Here is a 17323-nt window from a genome sequence, read left to right as displayed (position 1 = left end):
ATTAACTATTCAGAGACAAGCTAATCTATAGATATTTCTGCCATCAGCTTATAATTTATCCAACAAAAGTGTTTAATTTTAAGTTATCATCTTTTACCAAACCTTAAACTATGAATCATCATGCCTTTCATAAATCTTCCGACAGAGGCTCATCAGGCAGTGTGCCGCTCCAGGAAAGAACAGCGGGAAGAAGCTTCGGTGCCGTATCGGCAACTTCTGTACAGCACCTGGCAAATAACAGCACCAATGTTGCTCAATTACGTCAGCTGCAAAATGTAGCAACCCTTTATCAGCAAAACCAAAGGCAGGCAATCCAATTAAAACACGGCAAAGGATGTAATTGTCCGGGATGCGCTCCGCCAGCGCAACTAAAAGCAATGCCAGGGAAGTCTACCGTAATACAGCGCTATTGTGATGCGCCCGGTTGTAACGACCCTAACTGCCATGATCCGGCTAACCATGGGATGGATTTTGTCCGTACGCTTAGAAACACCACCATTTATGGTTCTACTATAGGCCGCGGTAATATTGGGCAGGGCAGCGGAACCAGCCAGCAAACGCGCAATTACGTTCAAAACCCAAATGCTTTTTATCCAGAGCAGGTTTCTATCGGTTACACCAATCAATCAGGAAGCATTCAAGGATACTCCAGTTATAACCAGCCACCGCTTCAACCCGGAGAAAAGCCAGATGCGGGACATATTTTTGGCAATCAGATGGGCGGGTCAGGCAAGGACACCGCGAATATTTTTGCCCAGCAAAAGAACTTCAACCGCGGCAATTCTTACCAGGGCGAGCGAACGTATGAATCATGGAGAAAAACAGAAAACGAAATAAGGGAAAACGCGCAAAAAGGCGAAGATATGGACGTAAGGGTAAAGTTAAATAAGAAGCAACGCCCTAATTATTCCAAATTGTCTGTAGAGCCGGAATGGAGCAAGAAATTTATGGACTATTACTACCGAAAAGATGATGATGACGAAATGGATGGGGGCACTGCTGTTTAATAGCGTTAGTACCTTTTAATTCAGCCAGCGCCAAATCTTCATCAAAAGAAACAGCAACAGGTTGAGCAAAACCAATGTGGTGAAAGGGAAATAGAACCGGAAATTTTCTCGTTCAATACGGATATCGCCTGGCAGGTGCCCTATCCAGCCCAGCTTGTCATTAAAGAAATAAATAATAAGGCCGATTATGACAATAATCAGCCCTATGAATATGATTACTTTCCCTGTGCCGGTATCCATCCAACAGTATTAAGCCTGCATTTTTGCAATCTGAACGCTTTCGTAAGCTATTTTCTGATTATACTCGTTAGCAAGGCTTTTATGATTGATCAGGTCTACAATAGTACCGATCAGGCAAAAACCGCCGGTCAGCACATAAATAATGCCCATAGCGATTTGCCCTATCGCGAAACGCTGTATCCCGGCAATCAAGATAAAGCCTAACAGAGTGAATAATAGAATATCCTGCGCGCTTCTCCGGCGTGTAGAATAAATACTGTAAAAAGCACGGATTTGGCTATCTGAAAGGCCCGCTGTTAACTGCTGTAAAAAATTTGCTTCTTCAAAAGTTACGTTGGGCAGGGCGGTAAAAGGATTAATTTCCATTTTAAAATTTGCTTTAAGTGATTGATTTAAATTTAGAGAAATGTAAGCCGAATAAGTTACAAATCCTAACTAAAATTACACCTAAAGCTGGCATGCCTAACCAATGGGCTTTAAAAGAATTGTGCAGGTTTCCGTGCAACAACCAGGAAATAGCATGGCCAATACCACAACCAGGGCACCATGTAAAACCCGCAAGTTTTAAAGGGCATAAACTAAAATGGCCATTATCACCGGGGTTGGTAACGCCCAAAGCAATAATAGCCATCAGCCAGAAAACAAGCTCTGAATATTGGTTGAATAGTTTTCTCAATTACAGGTGGGTTGATCGGTTCATGAGTATCAAAGATACCACAATATCGAACAAAATACCTACCAGCAGTGCGCCGAAAATACGGCCGGAGAAGTCGGAAAAATTAAGGTTACTGGGTGAAAACCAGTTGATGTAAATCACACCGATGAAACCGGCAATAACACCGCCAACTAATAAAATCTTAAATCCCTGGATCAATCCTTCCAGGAAACTCATCTTGCCGCCTTGTTCTTTTTCGCGGTAAGCCCGTAAGCCAAGGAACAGGCCGATCAACGGGATCAGTACTGAAAAATATTCATATGGGGCCAGGTTATTGTCTTTAACAGAGTTATAGCCCAACCAATGCATCACTAAAAGCCATACCAGGCTCAGGATGCCGATGATCAGTCCGGATGATAGTGCGTTCTTCATAATGGTATAATTGGTTATCAGGTTAACGTATCCGTAATACATCTTCTAAAGGATTTAAGCAAACTTTTGTTTTCCCCCCAACCCCCTGAAGGGGGAGTTTTTAATAACCTTCCGTTTCTCTTTTTAGAAAACAAACAATGGTACAAGTGGTTATCAAGAAATAATTTACAAAAACCTTCCCCCTTTAGGGGGTAAGGGGGTTATATTTGCACCGTTTTGAATATTCGTGAGATTTTAGAACGATATAAGGAAGACCACCGGGTACAGGAATTAGCCAAAGCGCTTAATTCATCCAAAAATCCGAGGGTACAATTGCGGGGGCTCGTCGGATCAAGCGATGCCACGGTGGCGATAGCTTTGTGGTTTTTACAGCATAAGCACATGATCTTTGTGCTGCCAGACCGCGAAGACGCCAGCTATTTCCAGGCAGACCTGGAAAACCTGACAGGCCAGGAAGTGCTGATCTTCCCCTCCTCTTACCGCAAACCTTTTGAATTTACCCAGCCCGATAGCAGCAATGTGCTGGCCCGCGCCGAGGTATTGAACGAGCTGAATCATACTTCTGAATATGGTAAGCTCATTGTTACCTACCCGGAAGCCTTAGCTGAAAAGGTAATCGACCGGAAATCGCTGGAAAAGAACACCCTCGAGATTGCTGTAAGCAGTAAGCTGGGCATCGATTTTATTAACGAGTTTTTGATCGAATACGATTTTGAACGTGTTGATTTCGTTTACGAACCTGGCCAGTTCTCTATCCGCGGGGGTATTGTCGATATTTTCTCCTTCTCGCATGACCTGCCTTACCGTATCGAATTCTTCGGCGACTTTATAGAGTCTATCCGTACGTTCGAGGTGGAAAGCCAATTGTCTGTAGAGCAGATCAAGAGCATTACTATCGTCCCTAACGTGCAGTCGAAATTCCTCACGGAGAATAATATTTCGCTGCTGGAATATGCGGAACCGGGAACGCAAGTGTGGATAAAAGATGTACAGTTTATGCTGGACATTATTAAAGACGGCTATAAAAAAGCAACCCAATTGTGGAAAGCTTTGCCAGCCGAAGAAAAAAGCCAGAACCCGGAGTGGATCGATCCTAAATTTGCCTTTACAGACGAGAAAATGATTGCCGACCAGCTGCAAGATTTCCCTGCTGTCGAATTCGGTAAACAGTTCTTTTACGAAACTAATCAGCAAATCAACTTCGATATTCGGCCGCAGCCGAGCTTCAATAAGGATTTCCAGCTGCTGATCCACAACATCAAGAACAACGAGATCGACAAGATCGAGAATTGCATCTTTACAGATTCTACCAAGCAGCTCGAACGTCTTTACACCATTTTTGAAGACCTGGATAAAACGGTGAAATTTACACCGGTAAATATTGCCATCCGTGAAGGCTTTGTAGACCGTGAACAAAAGCTGGCCTGCTATACAGACCACCAGATCTTCGATCGTTATTATAAATATAAGCTACGCAAAGGTTACCAGCGCACACAAGCGATCACCCTTAAAGAGCTTCGCGAGTTAAAGCCGGGCGATTACGTTACCCACATCGACCATGGCATCGGCAAATACGCCGGGCTGGAAAAGGTAGAGGTGAACGGTAAGATGCAGGAGATGATCCGCCTGATCTATGCGGATAACGACCTGCTGTACGTGAACATCAACTCGCTTAACCGGATATCTAAGTACAGCGGTAAAGAGGGCACCGTTCCGAAAATGAACAAGCTGGGTACCGATACCTGGGAACGCCTGAAGAAAACCACAAAAAAAAAAGTTAAAGACATAGCCCGTGACCTGATCAAGCTGTACGCCCTGCGCAAACGGCAGCATGGCACGGCTTTTTCGCCCGATAGCTACTTACAGAATGAACTAGAGGCCTCTTTTATTTACGAAGATACTCCCGACCAGGAGAAGGCTACGGCAGACTTTAAAAAAGACATGGAGTCGCCGCACCCAATGGACCGCCTCATTTGCGGCGACGTGGGTTTCGGTAAAACAGAAGTAGCTATCCGTGCGGCATTTAAAGCAGCCGCAGAAAGCAAACAGGTGGCTGTACTGGTTCCTACCACTATTTTAGCGGCGCAACATTATAAAACCTTCTCAGATCGGCTTAAAGGCTTCCCCGTAAATATCGATTACGTTAACCGTTTTAAATCGAGCAAGCAAATCAAGGAAACCCTCGGCAAATTAGCGGAAGGCAAAGTGGATATCATCATCGGCACACACCGGTTGGTAAGCAAAGATGTGAAATTCAAAGATCTGGGCTTGATGATCATCGATGAAGAGCAGAAGTTCGGTGTATCTACCAAAGAAAAGCTGAAACAGATGCGCGTGAATGTTGATACGCTGACGCTGACAGCTACGCCCATCCCGCGTACCCTGCACTTCTCGCTGATGGGCGCGCGCGACCTTTCTATCATCTCAACCCCGCCACCCAACCGTCAGCCGGTGGTTACAGAACTTCACGTGTTTAACGAAAAGCTGATCAAAGAAGCGGTTGAATATGAGATTGACCGCGGCGGCCAGATTTTCTTTATCCACAACCGCGTAGCAGACCTTGCGCAGCTTGGCGGCCTCATCCGTAAGCTGGTACCAAAAGCACGCATCGGTATTGCACACGGGCAATTGGAAGGCGACGACCTGGAAGATGTGATGATGAAGTTTGTAGACGCCGAGTACGATGTTCTGGTAGCGACAACTATCATCGAGGCAGGGCTGGATATTCCGAATGCCAATACCATCATCATTAACCACGCCCATATGTTTGGCTTGAGCGACCTGCACCAGATGCGCGGACGGGTAGGCCGCAGTAATAAAAAGGCATTTTGTTATCTGCTTAGTCCGCCGTTGTCTACGCTTACACCCGAAGCCCGCAAACGCCTGAGCGCAATTGAAGAGTTTAGCGACCTGGGCAGCGGTTTCAACGTGGCCATGCGCGACCTGGACATCCGTGGCAGCGGTAACCTGCTGGGTGCCGAGCAGAGTGGTTTCATCGCAGAGATCGGTTTCGAGATGTATCACAAGATTTTGGACGAAGCCATCCAGGAACTGAAGGACGAAGAATTTAAAGACGTTTTTCAGGATGAAAAACCACGTCCGTATATCTCTTTTACGCAAATTGATACCGATCTGGAGATCCTGATCCCGGACGAATATGTCACCAGCGTAGCCGAGCGTTACAACCTGTACACAGAAATTTCTAAACTGGAGAACGAAACTGAATTGATCGCTTTTGAAAAGCAGCTTTCAGACCGGTTCGGGCCCATTCCCCCGCAAGTAAATGACCTGCTGAATACCATCCGTTTACAGTGGCTGGGCAAGGCTATCGGTTTTGAAAAAATATCGTTGAAAAAGAACGTACTGCGGGGCTATTTTATCAGCAACCAGCAGTCGCCTTACTTTGAAACAGATGCCTTTAAACAAGTGCTGCAATTCGTGCAACGTAATCCACGCCGTGTGAACCTAAAGGAAGTGAAAAACACGCTACGCATAGGCATAGAAGGTATTCAAAGCATAGAACAAGCCTTAGATATTTTATCAGAAATGACCGGGGCCCTGGTCTAATTGGGGTTTATTTTATCGTTGTCGCCTTTTTATAAATGGCATCCGCAATTGCCTGCATGCCTTTATCGCCGGGGTGTGTTTGAACCGCGTAATCCACGTTAGGCATATCTAAAGCGTAATTGCTTAGATCGGTCCCTAAATAAGCTAATGATAAATAAGGCGGATACTTCGCCATGATTTGATCAACATAGTCGCGGCCTGTCCAGAATGAGGATACGGCTAAAATTTTCAGGTTGGGATTAGTGCTTTTGAAATAGCTTAGCAATGCGGTATACTTTTGTTCAAATGCTACGGCATCAAAATTGGTGGGTTGCACATTCTCGCCAATCCTTAATATCAAAAGGTCCGGCTTAAGGTCACGATACGTTTGTAAGTTATCCAGGTTATAATTCTTGTAATCAAACTCAAACGGCGAGATATTGAACGCTTGCACTTTACAATCGGCAGCCAGGGTTTGCAAGCTTTTAGTCAACAGGTGCACATAGTCTTTCTCAGGTGCACTGGCAGCCATTCCCCAGTTACCTTTCCAGCCTAAATTTCCATCTGCAGTAGCGTAGGTAATGCTATTGCCCAGTATAAGTACATTATGATAGGTCTGAGTTACGGCATCCGGCTGTTGATTGTTACTGTCCTTCTTGCAGCTATAAAAACTTAGCGCAATAAAAACAATCAGTACCAGCCGGTATACTATTTTCATACTACTCAACACTAACTAATCTGTAAATATCATTCAGGTTGCGTCCCAACTCTTTATAGTCTAAGCCATAGCCTACTACAAACTCATTTTCTATTTCAAATCCTACGTAAGCTAATTCAGGCACTAATATTTCAATCGCATCTGTTTTTGAGAGCAGTGTACATACTTTTAGCGAGGCTGGCTTATGCGTTCTTAGCCGTTCTATCAGGTAAGCAAGGGTGTTACCAGAGTCTATGATATCTTCTACGATAATTACATGCCGGCCGGTAATATTCGTATTTAGCTCTATATCACTCCGTACATTTCTGGTAGTACTGGTGCCGCCATAATAAGATGCCAGCTTGGTGAAAGTAACCTCGCAGGGGACATTAACCTGTTTTACCAGATCAGCCATAAAAAGAAAGCTGCCATTTAATACTCCCAGAAATACCGGTGTTTTATCTGCATAGGCACGGTTAAATTCTTCGGCTAGCTCGGCAGTACGTTTTAAAATTGCTTTATGCTCTATTAAGGTTTCAAACTCAAGGTCGGCAACTTTTACTTTCATGCCCTAAAGTTAAGCATTAGCTACGCTACTGTTAACTATAGATTTAAATAAGCGTATCTTTGCACCCTTACTTATGGAATACCAGGTTTTTACACTCCCAAACGGCATTCGTTTGTTGCATCACCCTTCGGCTTCGCCCATTACTCATTGTTGCATCATGATCAATGCAGGCTCACGTGACGAGGGACCAGAACAGGAAGGCCTGGCCCATTTTATAGAACACCTGCTGTTTAAAGAAACGGAACGGCGTAATACCAACCAGATCCTGAACCGGTTGGAGTTAGTGGGCGCTGACTTGAATGCCTATACAACCAAAGAATATACCTGCATACATGCTTCTTTTTTAAACCAGTATTTGGAACGGACGATGGACCTGTTCGAAGACCTGGTCTTCCATTCTACCTTCCCGCAGGAGGAGATTGAAAAAGAGCGCGGCGTGATCCTTGACGAAATTGCCTCCTACCTCGACCAGCCCGAGGAAGCCGTACAGGACGATTTTGAATCGCTTTTATTCAAAGGCAACCCCATGGGCGGCAATATTTTGGGCACGCCTGAAACTGTAAATAAACTGGGTAAAAAAGATATTCAAACCTTCATAGATAAAAACTATAACACCAGCCAGATTATATTTGCAGTTTTCGGAAATTACGATTTCAGTAAGTTGCAGCGACTAACGGAGAAGTACTTTGGCAGCGTTCCCGCTAACATCAATGCTAAGAACCGCGAAAAACCGGTGATCAATCTACCTCAATTGATCCGCAGCGCCAAGCCAATTTCGCAAACCCATTGTGTAATGGGCATGCAGGCCTATGCCAGTTCTCACAAATTTAAAAGCGGGTTACTGTTGCTGAATAATATGCTCGGCGGTATTGGCATGAGCAACCGGCTGAACCTCGAGATCCGCGAAAAGCATGGTATTGCCTATACCATCGAATCTAATTATATCCCTTTTACCGATACCGGGCTTTTTACTATCTACTTCGGAACAGACAAAGAGAAAGCCGAGCGTGCCATGCGTTTGGTGAACAAAGAACTTAAAAAGCTGCGCGACCAGAAACTGGGCGACTTACAATTGCAACGCGCAAAGCAGAAATTTACCGGGCAGATAGCGCTTGCCGAAGAAAACCGCATGAGCCTGATTATCTCTATGGCAAAAAGCCTGATGGATTTTAATTATATCGATTCGCTGGAGGAAGTAATTGCCAAAATTAACGCTGTTACAGCAGAAGAGTTGCTGGAGATCAGTAATGAGATGCTCGACGAAAAACGAATGACGACGCTGATTTTTGAGCCGGGAGAATAACTCAGATTTAAGTTAAGGAATAATTTTACAGTACTATTTAGGGTAGTGTGCAGTATGAGCATTAGTGGAAGCTACTTTCTTTTAGCCGTTAAAAGAAAGTAGCCAAAGAAAACCTCGTCGCTGGCACCGCAGTCTATGTACTTGCTCTGCTACTGCAAAGCCGGTGGTTGCAGCCTGCGCTGGATGCGACAACTTAGTACGCTTACGCTCTGTTCATCACTAAAGCATTGACGCCAGTAATATACTTTTCTGTCTTGCTTCTTCCAAAAGCCGGTTGCCAGCATTAGAAAACAAAGTTCATATGATAAACAGAACGCGCACGTTTAGTTGGCCTCCAGCGCAGGAGCTATCTCGAAGCCTCTCCAAAAGGAGTGGGAATTTTAAGTCCTCCCTACCGGGGAGGATTTAGGAGGGGCCACCCTTCGCAACCTTTATGAGATTCAGCAAACAGTCAGAAATTTCACCAGAATAATTAATTCCTTAATTTTGTAGAATGAAACTTCCTATTGTAGCGTACGGTGATCCGGTTTTAAGAAAAAAAGGGACTGATATTGAAAAAGACGAGCTCGACCTTAAAAAACTGGTCGACGATATGTACGAAACCATGTATGCTGCTCACGGTGTTGGTTTAGCGGGGCCGCAGGTTGGCCTTTCGAAACGCATATTCGTAATTGATGCTACCCCTTTTGATGATGACGAACCGGAGCTGAAAGATTTTAAGAAAGCTTTCATCAACGCGCAAATACTGGAAGAAACCGGCGAAGAATGGCCATTTAATGAAGGATGCCTCAGTATCCCGGATATCCGTGAAGATGTTTACCGTAACAAGAATATCCTGATCAAGTATTTTGATGAGGATTGGAACGAGCATACAGAAAAGTACAGCGGAATGGCTGCACGCATCATTCAGCACGAGTATGATCACATCGAAGGGAAGCTATTCACCGATAAGCTTAGCCCGCTCCGCAAACGTTTGATCGAAAAGAGACTGAACGATATTTCGCGTGGAATGGTGAAGGTAGACTATAAAATGAAATTCCCGGCAGTTAAAAAAGGCAGATAGTTAGTTACTACTGCGGCTTTTATCGCCATCTGCAATCTGCTTAATCAGGCTGCCCCAGGCAATTGGGTTTAGCAGCGGGTTGGGTGTAAGCGAATGCGAATTCATCAGGTTATAGTGCATTTGCTGTGCATTAAAAGATTGTATCTCCTGGGCATCACGCGCCAAAACGTTCTGCGAGGCAGATATTGCGCTTTTGCTTAAATTTTTACGGGCATTTTCCAGATCATCATCTGCAATTTTCATCGTCAGGAAATCCTTTCTGAACTCATCCGTAGTGGCCCATGGAAATACGCGTACCATCGGCAGGTGAATGGTCTGCGGTTTCAGGCTGATCTGCAAAATATAACTTTTACCTGTACCAGCCGGGATCACTACCGTCTGCTGCTCATAACCCACGCAGGTAAAGCGCAGGGTATCCTGCTCATGGGCAACAAAAGAAAAATAGCCTTTATAGTTAGAAAGGTTGATCTGGTTACCGTAAGAAACGTTGGTAATGGTCACATAAGGCACAATTACCTTCATGCTGTCGGCATTATGCACAATACCGCTAAACTGCACCAGTGGCTTTTCTGCCTTTTGAGAAAAAGCGGCAAGTGCTGTAAACAACATTAAAACTAATATGCCCGCTAAACGCTTCATGCTTTCTTATGTCCCGACTAATAATTTACTTTTTTATTGATAAAAGGTTTCTATCAGGAACGCAAAAATACTGCCTATTCTTGTAAAAGCTTACAATTTAACACAACTTAACACTAACGCAGGTTCTCTGGCAAAACCGCGTTCGGATCGTCGATATCCGTCAGGTTTACCGCCTCTACAGATACAATCTGGGGTACTGCTTTTTTTATGGCCTGTTCTATCCCCGCCTTCAAAGTCATGATACTCATGGGGCAAGAACCGCAAGAGCCAAGTAACTTTAATTTTACCACGTTTTCCGGAGTGATCTCTTCTATCGATACATTCCCGCCATCAGCCTCCAGATACGGACGTATCGTATCTAATGCTGCCTCTACCTGATCTGTTAAACTCATTATAATCTGGTTAATAACGTAAAGATAACTAATTTATGCTTTATCGGCAACGCGCGCATTGTAAATAGACACCTGCTGTGCTACCCTTTCAGCAATGTTAAAAAAGGCGCTGGCCATCGGGTTATCTTTTTGCAACACAATCGGTTCGCCCGCATCGCCGGATTCGCTGATGCCCTTCACCAACGGAATATCGCCCAAGAATGGTGCGTCAATCTGCGCTGCCAGTCTCTGGCCGCCACCCTGCCCGAAGATGTAGTATTTATTCTCCGGAAGTTCGGCCGGTGTGAAGTAAGCCATGTTTTCTATTACACCTAAAACCGGTACATTAATAGCCTCCATCAAGAACATGCCTATTCCTTTACGCGCATCCGCCAGGGCAACGTTCTGTGGTGTAGTTACAATCACTGCGCCCGTTACCGGGAAGGTTTGAGTAACGGTGATATGCACATCGCCGGTGCCGGGCGGCAAGTCTACCACCAGGTAATCCAGTTCGCCCCAATCGGCATCGTTAAACAATTGCTTCACGGCAGTCGAAACCATCGGCCCACGCCATGGCACCGGCTGGTTGGGGTCTGTAAAGAACCCTATCGACAGCAACTTAATGCCGTACTTCTCAATCGGCTCTATACGTGTTTTGCCGTTTACCTGGCTGGCCTGCGGGCGTGCACCTTCCAGACCAAACATAATCGGCACAGACGGCCCGTAGATATCCGCGTCGATCAGACCTACCTTAGCACCGGTTTGTGATAAAGCGAGGGCCAGATTAGCAGCCACGGTAGATTTACCTACCCCGCCCTTACCAGATGCTACCGCGATGATATTTTTCACGCCTGGTACACCGGTGTTCTTTTGCGTAGTTACCCGCGAGGTCATGTTGATCTCCACCTGTACCTCCGGGCTGATGAAATGGCTGATAGCATTACGGCAGGCATTTTCTATCAGGCCTTTTAACGGGCAGGCAGGCGTAGTAAGCACTACAGAAAAACGCAGCTTGTTGTCTTGTATCTCTATATCCTGTATCATGTTCAGGGTCACCAGATCTTTTTTCAGATCTGGTTCTTCAACATGGCTTAATGCCTGTAATACCTGCTCTTTTGTTATCATCGTTTAAAGTAATTTGTCGGTGTAAATTTATAAAACCTGGGGCGGTTGCTTTTGTTAGGGAAATAAACTTTACTAAAAACCGTTTTGCAAGCGTTCGGATTTAGTTTTATGTTTGATTAAATTTCTCAGATGCATCGCCTTAACTCCAAATATATACGTATTGCTGTTATTGTTCTTGTTTCGCTGTTTATCCTGGTAGCTATCGGGGGCGCAATTGCCTATACCAAACGCGAAATACTGTTGCAAAAAGCAATCAGCAAAGCTAAATTAAAAGCCAAACGCGATTATAATTTAGATGTAAAAATAGGCTCTGCAAGGTTTACAGGGCTCAGTACGGTATCCTTCAGCAATATCACTATCGTGCCCGATCATCGCGACAGCCTGCTCCGCATTGATAACTTCGAAGTGAGCGTTAAGTTAATGCCGCTGTTAGTGGGCAACGTAAAACTGGCCGAGGTAAACCTGAGCAATGGCTACCTGAACCTGACCAGTAAAAACGGTGTACGTAACTTCGACTTTCTGTTCAAGAAGAAAAAAGACACTACCGAAACCAAGTCGAAAGTAGACCTTGGCGAACTGGCCGACCGTGTGGTGACCGGTATCTTATATAAAATTCCGGATAACCTGAACGTCCGTAACTTTAACATGAGCTTTGCCGACGACAGCAACCAGGTAAAATTAGCTTGTACTACTGCACGCATCGAGGACGGAAAACTTGCCTCTACTATCATAGTAAACGACCGCGAAGCCACCTGGCACTTTACCGGCCTGATGCACCCTTCTGACAAGAACATCGACGTGAAATTTTACGCAGAAGGAAAGAAAGTGGAATTCCCCCTGGTGGAAAAGAAGTTCCACCTGAAACTGAATTTCGATACACTGGATACCAAACTTAATAAAGTAGAGCATAGCAGCGGCGAAACGCGCATCTACGTTTCATCGTCCATCCGCAACCTGCTCATTAATCATGCTGCATTTTCTGCTAATGATGTGATCGTGCCGGACGGCAGCATTGATGCCAACCTTTTTGTTGGCGCAGATTATTTCTCTATCGACAGTTCTTCTGTCATCAGGCTAAAAGATGCCACGGCTAATCCGTTTATTAAGTACACCATCAGGCCGAATAAGATCTATGATCTGAAACTGAACACCGGTTGGATTGATGCACAACACCTGTTTAATTCATTCCCGCAAGGCATGTTCGAATCGCTTGAAGGCATGCAGGTTTCTGGTAAGCTAAACTATAGCTTAAATTTCCACCTGGATACCAAAGACCCGGATAATGTGCAGTTCGATTCGCGGTTGCAAAAAGACAACTTCAAGATCCTGAAATTTGGCAAAACTGATTTAACCAGGCTAAACCAGGACTTCACTTATACGCCCTATGAAAAAGGCAAACCCATGCCGCCGCGTTTCATCGGCCCATCCAATCCAAACTTTACCCGTTTAGAAGATATATCGCCAGATCTGCGTAATGCCGTGATGACAGCGGAAGACCCTTCGTTCTTCCGTCACCATGGTTTTGTAGAGGAATCTATCAGAAAATCTATCGCTACAGATTTTAAAGAAAAGAAATTTAAACGCGGCGGCAGTACCATCTCTATGCAGCTGGTAAAAAATGCGTTCTTGAGCCGACAGAAAACATTGTCGCGCAAGATAGAAGAAACACTGATCGTTTGGCTGATTGAGAATAACCGCCTGATGAGCAAAAACCGGATGCTGGAAGTGTATTTCAACATTATTGAATGGGGTCGCAACGTTTACGGTATTGGTGAAGCTTCGCGGTATTATTTCGACAAGCGTCCGGCAGATCTTACCCTTGGCGAGAGTATCTACCTGGCCAGCATTGTGCCTAACCCTAAAAAGGGCTTATACGCCTTCCTGTCGGATGGTTCGCTTAATCCGAGGCTCCATGGCTATTTCAACCTGATCGGTCGCCTGATGGCTAAGAATGGCCTTACAGAACCAGACACCGCTGCGTATGGCTTTTACACCGTTAGGGTTAAGCCAAGCCTTCGCCCCGAGCCTACCGTTGTTGAAAGCAGCGATGCTGCCGTTGACAGTATTATGAACCGTAACGGTGATGACGAACAAACTGGCGTAGTGCCAACACCTGCCACGTCTGACACCAAAGCCAAGGAAAAAGACAAGGAAGACGAGGATAACAAGCCCGGATTTTTTAAACGGCTATTTGGCGGCGGTAAAAAAGACACCACCAACGTCGATAGCGCAGCAGCCGCAAAAAAACGCCAGAAGGAAGAAAAACGCGAGCAGAAACGGCTGGAAAAAGAACGCCGCCGGTTACTGCATGAAAGAGGTTTAGGATAATTGACAACAAAGTGACAACATTAAATGTTTAAACACCTAATTTTGTTTAACATTTAACAAGAAGTTATGTCACTCTTAGATAAGTTACAATGGCGTTATGCAACAAAAAAGTTCGACGCTACCAAAAAAATTCCTGCAGATAAATTAGAAGAACTACTGGCCGATGTTCGCCTTGCACCTTCTTCATTAGGTTTACAGCATTATCGCATCGTAGTGGTAAGCAATCCAGAGGTTCGTGCAAAACTGCGCGAAGCTGCCTATGGCCAATCGCAAATTACAGATGCTTCCCATCTGATCGTTTTTGCTGCTGAAACCAATATAGATGAAACGTACGTTCAAAAACGTATAGACGAAGTAGTTAATACCCGCCAAACTTCATACGAAAGCGTCGAGGGTTATAAACAGATGATGCTGGGCGCTGTTAGCCGCTTAAGCGATGAACAACGTTTGATCTGGGCTCAAAAACAGGCTTATATCGCTTTAGGTATTTTAACTGCTGCAGCCTCAGAACTCGGTATTGATAATTGCCCTATGGAAGGCTTCAGCGCAGAGCAGTTTGACGAAATATTAGGATTGAAAGAGAAAGGCCTTACCGCTTCTGTAATTGCTACGATCGGTTACCGTGCAGACGATGATCCTTACAGTGCTTATGCCAAAGTTCGTAAAGAAGAAAGCGAACTTTTCATACATATATAAGTTGTTCACACAAACTGGCAAAGCCCCCTTCTGTAATGGAAGGGGCTTCGTTTTTTTATGTATTTCTGTTCGGCCTTCCCCTTTAGAGCAGCTATTCTGATGATTTCCGAATAAACAAACTGGAGTTTAAAACCACGTGCTTTTTGCGGTTGTCTATATCTTTGTTCTCCAGCGTCTCAAATAAAAGTTTCGCAGCCTCTACCCCCATCTGATACGCCGGCTGCGTGATGGTAGACATCGGCGGGTTTAATAAGGGGGTAATCTGAAGACTTGAAAAACTGATCAGCTTCAGCTTTTTGGGGATGTTTAATTTTAATTCGTAAGCTGCCTGGTATGTTGCAAAAGCTAACCGCTGTACCGAACTAAAAACGCCATCTGGTTTTAACTGCGATAGTCTATTTTTAAGCAGTTCCACATTTTCCTTATCGTTAACAGAGCAATCTATTATCAACCGTTCATCAAACGGGATCTGGTGTCTTTTTAACGCGTCTATGTAACCTTGCGTTCTTGTCTTACCAATAGATATCGTTTTATTGATAACCAGGCAGGCAATCCTTTTACAACCCTTTTCTATTAAATGCTGGGTAGCGGCAAAGCTGCTTTTATAATCATTAGTGGTTACTTTTGCCGCTTCTATATCCTCGTACACACGATCGAAAAATACTACTGGTACTTTCTTCTGTTCAAGTGTCTTTAGATACCGGTGATCGTTCCCTTCGCCCGATACGGACATGATAATGCCGTCTACCTTACCATTGTTCAGATAATTTACAAAAGCCACCTCGCGGTCGAAATTGTCATCTGTTCTATAGAGTAAAATGTAGAAACCATGCGTTCGGGCCACATCTTCTATACCGTTAATGGCCTGGGCGAAAAAATCATTTGCTATCTCAGGTACTATAACCGCCAGTGTCTGCGTTTTCTTATCACGAAGATTACTTGCATAATGGTTAGGTAAATAGTTGCGTTCACGCGCTACACTCAGTATCCGCTCTTTTGTTTGCTGGCTGATATCTGTAGCACCGTTAAACGCACGGGAGACCGTAGAAGTAGACAGATTAAGCTCTCGTGCGAGCGTTTTAATATTAATCTTATCCATGGAGCGTTAAAATCCCGGTTTTATTAATAGGGGCGTTTGCAAATTTATACAAAATAGCACGCAAGTTTAAAATACCCCTAAAGAAGTTACAAGTGATATTGAAAGTGTGCGAGCAATAGCACCAAGTTTTATTAATACCTTTTGGTATACATATTGCCCTACTAGATAAAAATAAAGAAGATGAAGGCGAAGATTTTGTTGGTGGACGATAATGAATTTATCCTGGATATTATGAAACATATCCTTTTAACTAACGGCTACGAGGTTATTGCCTTAAGCTGCGGTGACGGGGTAATAGACCATGTGAGGAAAGATCACCCCGATCTGGTGATATTGGATGCGGAACTTCCCGATGCGGACGGGAGGACGATTTGCCAGATTCTGAAAACCACAGATGACACAAAAAATTTGCCGGTGATTATGTGCTCTTCCCGGGATGACATTAAAGATTCGCTTAAACAGGAAGGCGCACCGGATGATGTGATCTCAAAGCCCTTTGATATCTACTTCTTAATTGACAGGGTGAATCGCCAGATCGAAGCAGCTGCATAATTAGTTTAGCGGCTCCAACAGCGTTTCTAATATTAGCTTTTCGTCATCTTGGTTGTAGCCTGAGATATTAAAAGGCACCTCAGCCAATTCTTCCCATTGGGTAACGCCCGATATGGGTAAAGTATAAGTTACTTCCAGAAGAAATACTTCCTCCTTCCCATCCCAAGTAAGTCGCAACGCATCCTGATCGTTAGACCAGATGATATAACGGCTGTCAAATACGATATCGTTATGCTGTTCCTGAGCGGGTAAATAACCTTGCTTTGCAAGGCGCTCGGTTATTGAAGAACTAATGTGATGATATACAAGATTAATGATTTGAGTCGGCTCCATAGTCAGAAGGATCAGTTATAGTAATGTTATTACAATAATCGTTCCTATAAAAAAAATGAAGCCCCTTGCACTCGCTGCTTGGGGCCTCAAACCTAAACCTTATCACAATAGTAGTAAGTAAGATCACTTACTATTACAGGACAAACGTAAAAAAAAATGATGAAGATTTCATTAATAATTTTATTTGATTTTTTATTTTAAAGAGCCGCTAAAAAATTTCCATCATAGGAAATATTTTTCCACCAATAGTTAATCCGGAAACGTTCCCGAGATGCCCTTTTGCAGCTTTAAAAGCTCAACAAGCCAAGTTAACTATTTGATAGTCCTGCACCCTGCGTGCCGGCGTCCTTTAAAATAAATAATCAAAAGATTCCTTAAGATAAAACCATACTATGGTTAACAAAGGTCCAACACATAGAACATCAAGTAGTCGCCCCGGTAACATTGCGGACAGAATGATCTTTATACTATTCTGGATAGGATGATCTATTTAGGGAGACTTTGTGAAGCGAGCGGCCTATAAACACAGAAACCCTTTAAGCATGTTGCTTAAAGGGTTTGCTTGAATAAAGTTTGGCGCCGACCTACTCTTCCACATTTTACTGCAGTACCATCGGCTCTGGCGGGCTTAACTTCTCTGTTCGGAATGGGAAGAGGTGGACACCGCCG

18 protein-coding genes and 1 rRNA gene are annotated in these 17323 nt (G+C 44.3%); 7 read left to right on the top strand and 12 right to left on the bottom strand.

What is annotated here, in order from left to right; genetic code table 11:
- The first annotated feature begins 110 nt into the window (after positions 1–110).
- Positions 111–1007 carry a DNA/RNA non-specific endonuclease gene (locus MUY27_RS18630; RefSeq protein WP_245132618.1) on the top strand — a complete coding sequence of 299 codons (897 nt, stop codon included), beginning with the start codon at positions 111–113 and terminating at the stop codon, positions 1005–1007.
- Between the two features lie 15 nt (positions 1008–1022).
- Here the strand turns inward: MUY27_RS18630 and MUY27_RS18625 are convergent, their stop codons facing one another.
- The 4 genes from MUY27_RS18625 to MUY27_RS18610 are packed head-to-tail and all read right to left on the bottom strand — an operon-like array spanning position 1023 to position 2376.
- Positions 1023–1247, bottom strand: a complete 225-nt coding sequence (locus MUY27_RS18625; RefSeq protein WP_245132616.1) for a DUF2905 domain-containing protein — start codon at positions 1245–1247, stop codon at positions 1023–1025.
- A gap of 9 nt (positions 1248–1256) precedes the next feature.
- Positions 1257–1613, bottom strand: a complete 357-nt coding sequence (locus MUY27_RS18620; protein ID WP_245132614.1) for a TM2 domain-containing protein — start codon at positions 1611–1613, stop codon at positions 1257–1259.
- A gap of 13 nt (positions 1614–1626) precedes the next feature.
- On the bottom strand, positions 1627–1923 hold the full coding sequence (locus MUY27_RS18615) for a DUF2752 domain-containing protein (protein WP_245132612.1): 297 nt from the start codon (positions 1921–1923) through the stop codon (positions 1627–1629).
- The gene (locus MUY27_RS18610) at positions 1924–2376 is read right to left on the bottom strand and encodes a DUF4199 domain-containing protein (RefSeq protein ID WP_245132610.1); all 453 of its coding nucleotides are present in this window, start codon (positions 2374–2376) and stop codon (positions 1924–1926) included.
- 174 nt (positions 2377–2550) lie between these two features.
- Here MUY27_RS18610 and mfd point away from each other — a divergent pair, with 174 nt between their 5' ends.
- A complete protein-coding gene (mfd, locus tag MUY27_RS18605) occupies positions 2551–5901 on the top strand; it encodes a transcription-repair coupling factor (protein WP_245132608.1) in 3351 nt (1116 codons plus the stop codon).
- 7 nt (positions 5902–5908) lie between these two features.
- On the opposite strand, the gene MUY27_RS18600 is transcribed toward mfd, so the two are convergent.
- Both MUY27_RS18600 and hpt read right to left on the bottom strand, forming a co-directional pair.
- Positions 5909–6598, bottom strand: coding sequence for an SGNH/GDSL hydrolase family protein (locus tag MUY27_RS18600; protein ID WP_245132607.1), 690 nt, complete (start codon positions 6596–6598; stop codon positions 5909–5911).
- 1 nt (position 6599) lies between these two features.
- Entirely contained in the window at positions 6600–7145 is a 546-nt protein-coding gene (gene hpt, locus MUY27_RS18595) for a hypoxanthine phosphoribosyltransferase (protein WP_245132605.1), read from the bottom strand.
- Between the two features lie 73 nt (positions 7146–7218).
- On the opposite strand from hpt, the gene MUY27_RS18590 reads away from it, so the two are divergent.
- Positions 7219–8448, top strand: a complete 1230-nt coding sequence (locus MUY27_RS18590; protein ID WP_245132603.1) for a M16 family metallopeptidase — start codon at positions 7219–7221, stop codon at positions 8446–8448.
- A 493-nt stretch (positions 8449–8941) separates the two neighbouring features.
- Positions 8942–9511, top strand: coding sequence for a peptide deformylase (gene def, locus MUY27_RS18585; RefSeq protein ID WP_245132602.1), 570 nt, complete (start codon positions 8942–8944; stop codon positions 9509–9511).
- Here the strand turns inward: def and MUY27_RS18580 are convergent, their stop codons facing one another.
- From MUY27_RS18580 to MUY27_RS18570, 3 genes are all read right to left on the bottom strand, one after another.
- A complete protein-coding gene (locus tag MUY27_RS18580; RefSeq protein WP_245132600.1) occupies positions 9512–10150 on the bottom strand; it encodes a peptidase associated/transthyretin-like domain-containing protein in 639 nt (212 codons plus the stop codon). It lies immediately after the preceding gene.
- Between the two features lie 113 nt (positions 10151–10263).
- Positions 10264–10542: a NifU family protein gene (locus MUY27_RS18575; protein ID WP_245132598.1), complete on the bottom strand. Its 279-nt coding sequence runs from the start codon at positions 10540–10542 to the stop codon at positions 10264–10266.
- A 33-nt stretch (positions 10543–10575) separates the two neighbouring features.
- Positions 10576–11646 (bottom strand): Mrp/NBP35 family ATP-binding protein, encoded by a 1071-nt coding sequence (locus MUY27_RS18570; RefSeq protein ID WP_245132596.1) that lies wholly within the window; start codon positions 11644–11646, stop codon positions 10576–10578.
- A 129-nt stretch (positions 11647–11775) separates the two neighbouring features.
- Here MUY27_RS18570 and MUY27_RS18565 point away from each other — a divergent pair, with 129 nt between their 5' ends.
- Together MUY27_RS18565 and MUY27_RS18560 are read left to right on the top strand one after the other, a co-directional pair.
- Positions 11776–13974, top strand: coding sequence for a biosynthetic peptidoglycan transglycosylase (locus MUY27_RS18565; protein ID WP_245132593.1), 2199 nt, complete (start codon positions 11776–11778; stop codon positions 13972–13974).
- Positions 13975–14040: 66 nt separating this feature from the next.
- Positions 14041–14670 (top strand): NAD(P)H-dependent oxidoreductase, encoded by a 630-nt coding sequence (locus MUY27_RS18560; protein WP_245132592.1) that lies wholly within the window; start codon positions 14041–14043, stop codon positions 14668–14670.
- Positions 14671–14761: 91 nt separating this feature from the next.
- Here MUY27_RS18560 and MUY27_RS18555 read toward each other — a convergent pair whose 3' ends face one another.
- Positions 14762–15769 (bottom strand): LacI family DNA-binding transcriptional regulator, encoded by a 1008-nt coding sequence (locus MUY27_RS18555; protein ID WP_245132589.1) that lies wholly within the window; start codon positions 15767–15769, stop codon positions 14762–14764.
- A gap of 180 nt (positions 15770–15949) precedes the next feature.
- Between MUY27_RS18555 and MUY27_RS18550 the strand changes: the two genes are divergently transcribed.
- Entirely contained in the window at positions 15950–16321 is a 372-nt protein-coding gene (locus tag MUY27_RS18550; RefSeq protein ID WP_245132587.1) for a response regulator, read from the top strand.
- Here the strand turns inward: MUY27_RS18550 and MUY27_RS18545 are convergent, their stop codons facing one another.
- Both MUY27_RS18545 and rrf read right to left on the bottom strand, forming a co-directional pair.
- On the bottom strand, positions 16322–16654 hold the full coding sequence (locus MUY27_RS18545; RefSeq protein ID WP_245132586.1) for a hypothetical protein: 333 nt from the start codon (positions 16652–16654) through the stop codon (positions 16322–16324).
- A 571-nt stretch (positions 16655–17225) separates the two neighbouring features.
- Positions 17226–17323 (bottom strand): 5S ribosomal RNA (rrf, locus tag MUY27_RS18540); the annotation flags it as partial.

Origin of the sequence: Mucilaginibacter straminoryzae (assembly GCF_022953055.1) — a bacterium.
In the GTDB taxonomy this organism is placed as follows: Bacteria; Bacteroidota; Bacteroidia; order Sphingobacteriales; family Sphingobacteriaceae; genus Mucilaginibacter; species Mucilaginibacter straminoryzae.
This window is presented reverse-complemented; position numbering and strand designations above follow the sequence as displayed.

Coding starts and splice junctions, on each gene's coding strand:
- MUY27_RS18565 (WP_245132593.1), top strand. CDS start 11,776: ATGCATCGCCTTAACTCCAAATATATACGTATTGCTGTTATTGTTCTT.
- MUY27_RS18580 (WP_245132600.1), bottom strand. CDS start 10,150: ATGAAGCGTTTAGCGGGCATATTAGTTTTAATGTTGTTTACAGCACTT.
- MUY27_RS18620 (WP_245132614.1), bottom strand. CDS start 1,613: ATGGAAATTAATCCTTTTACCGCCCTGCCCAACGTAACTTTTGAAGAA.
- MUY27_RS18630 (WP_245132618.1), top strand. CDS start 111: ATGAATCATCATGCCTTTCATAAATCTTCCGACAGAGGCTCATCAGGC.
- hpt (WP_245132605.1), bottom strand. CDS start 7,145: ATGAAAGTAAAAGTTGCCGACCTTGAGTTTGAAACCTTAATAGAGCAT.
- MUY27_RS18575 (WP_245132598.1), bottom strand. CDS start 10,542: ATGAGTTTAACAGATCAGGTAGAGGCAGCATTAGATACGATACGTCCG.
- MUY27_RS18550 (WP_245132587.1), top strand. CDS start 15,950: ATGAAGGCGAAGATTTTGTTGGTGGACGATAATGAATTTATCCTGGAT.
- MUY27_RS18600 (WP_245132607.1), bottom strand. CDS start 6,598: ATGAAAATAGTATACCGGCTGGTACTGATTGTTTTTATTGCGCTAAGT.
- def (WP_245132602.1), top strand. CDS start 8,942: ATGAAACTTCCTATTGTAGCGTACGGTGATCCGGTTTTAAGAAAAAAA.
- MUY27_RS18610 (WP_245132610.1), bottom strand. CDS start 2,376: ATGTATTACGGATACGTTAACCTGATAACCAATTATACCATTATGAAG.
- MUY27_RS18545 (WP_245132586.1), bottom strand. CDS start 16,654: ATGGAGCCGACTCAAATCATTAATCTTGTATATCATCACATTAGTTCT.
- MUY27_RS18560 (WP_245132592.1), top strand. CDS start 14,041: ATGTCACTCTTAGATAAGTTACAATGGCGTTATGCAACAAAAAAGTTC.
- MUY27_RS18570 (WP_245132596.1), bottom strand. CDS start 11,646: ATGATAACAAAAGAGCAGGTATTACAGGCATTAAGCCATGTTGAAGAA.
- MUY27_RS18625 (WP_245132616.1), bottom strand. CDS start 1,247: ATGGATACCGGCACAGGGAAAGTAATCATATTCATAGGGCTGATTATT.
- MUY27_RS18555 (WP_245132589.1), bottom strand. CDS start 15,769: ATGGATAAGATTAATATTAAAACGCTCGCACGAGAGCTTAATCTGTCT.
- MUY27_RS18590 (WP_245132603.1), top strand. CDS start 7,219: ATGGAATACCAGGTTTTTACACTCCCAAACGGCATTCGTTTGTTGCAT.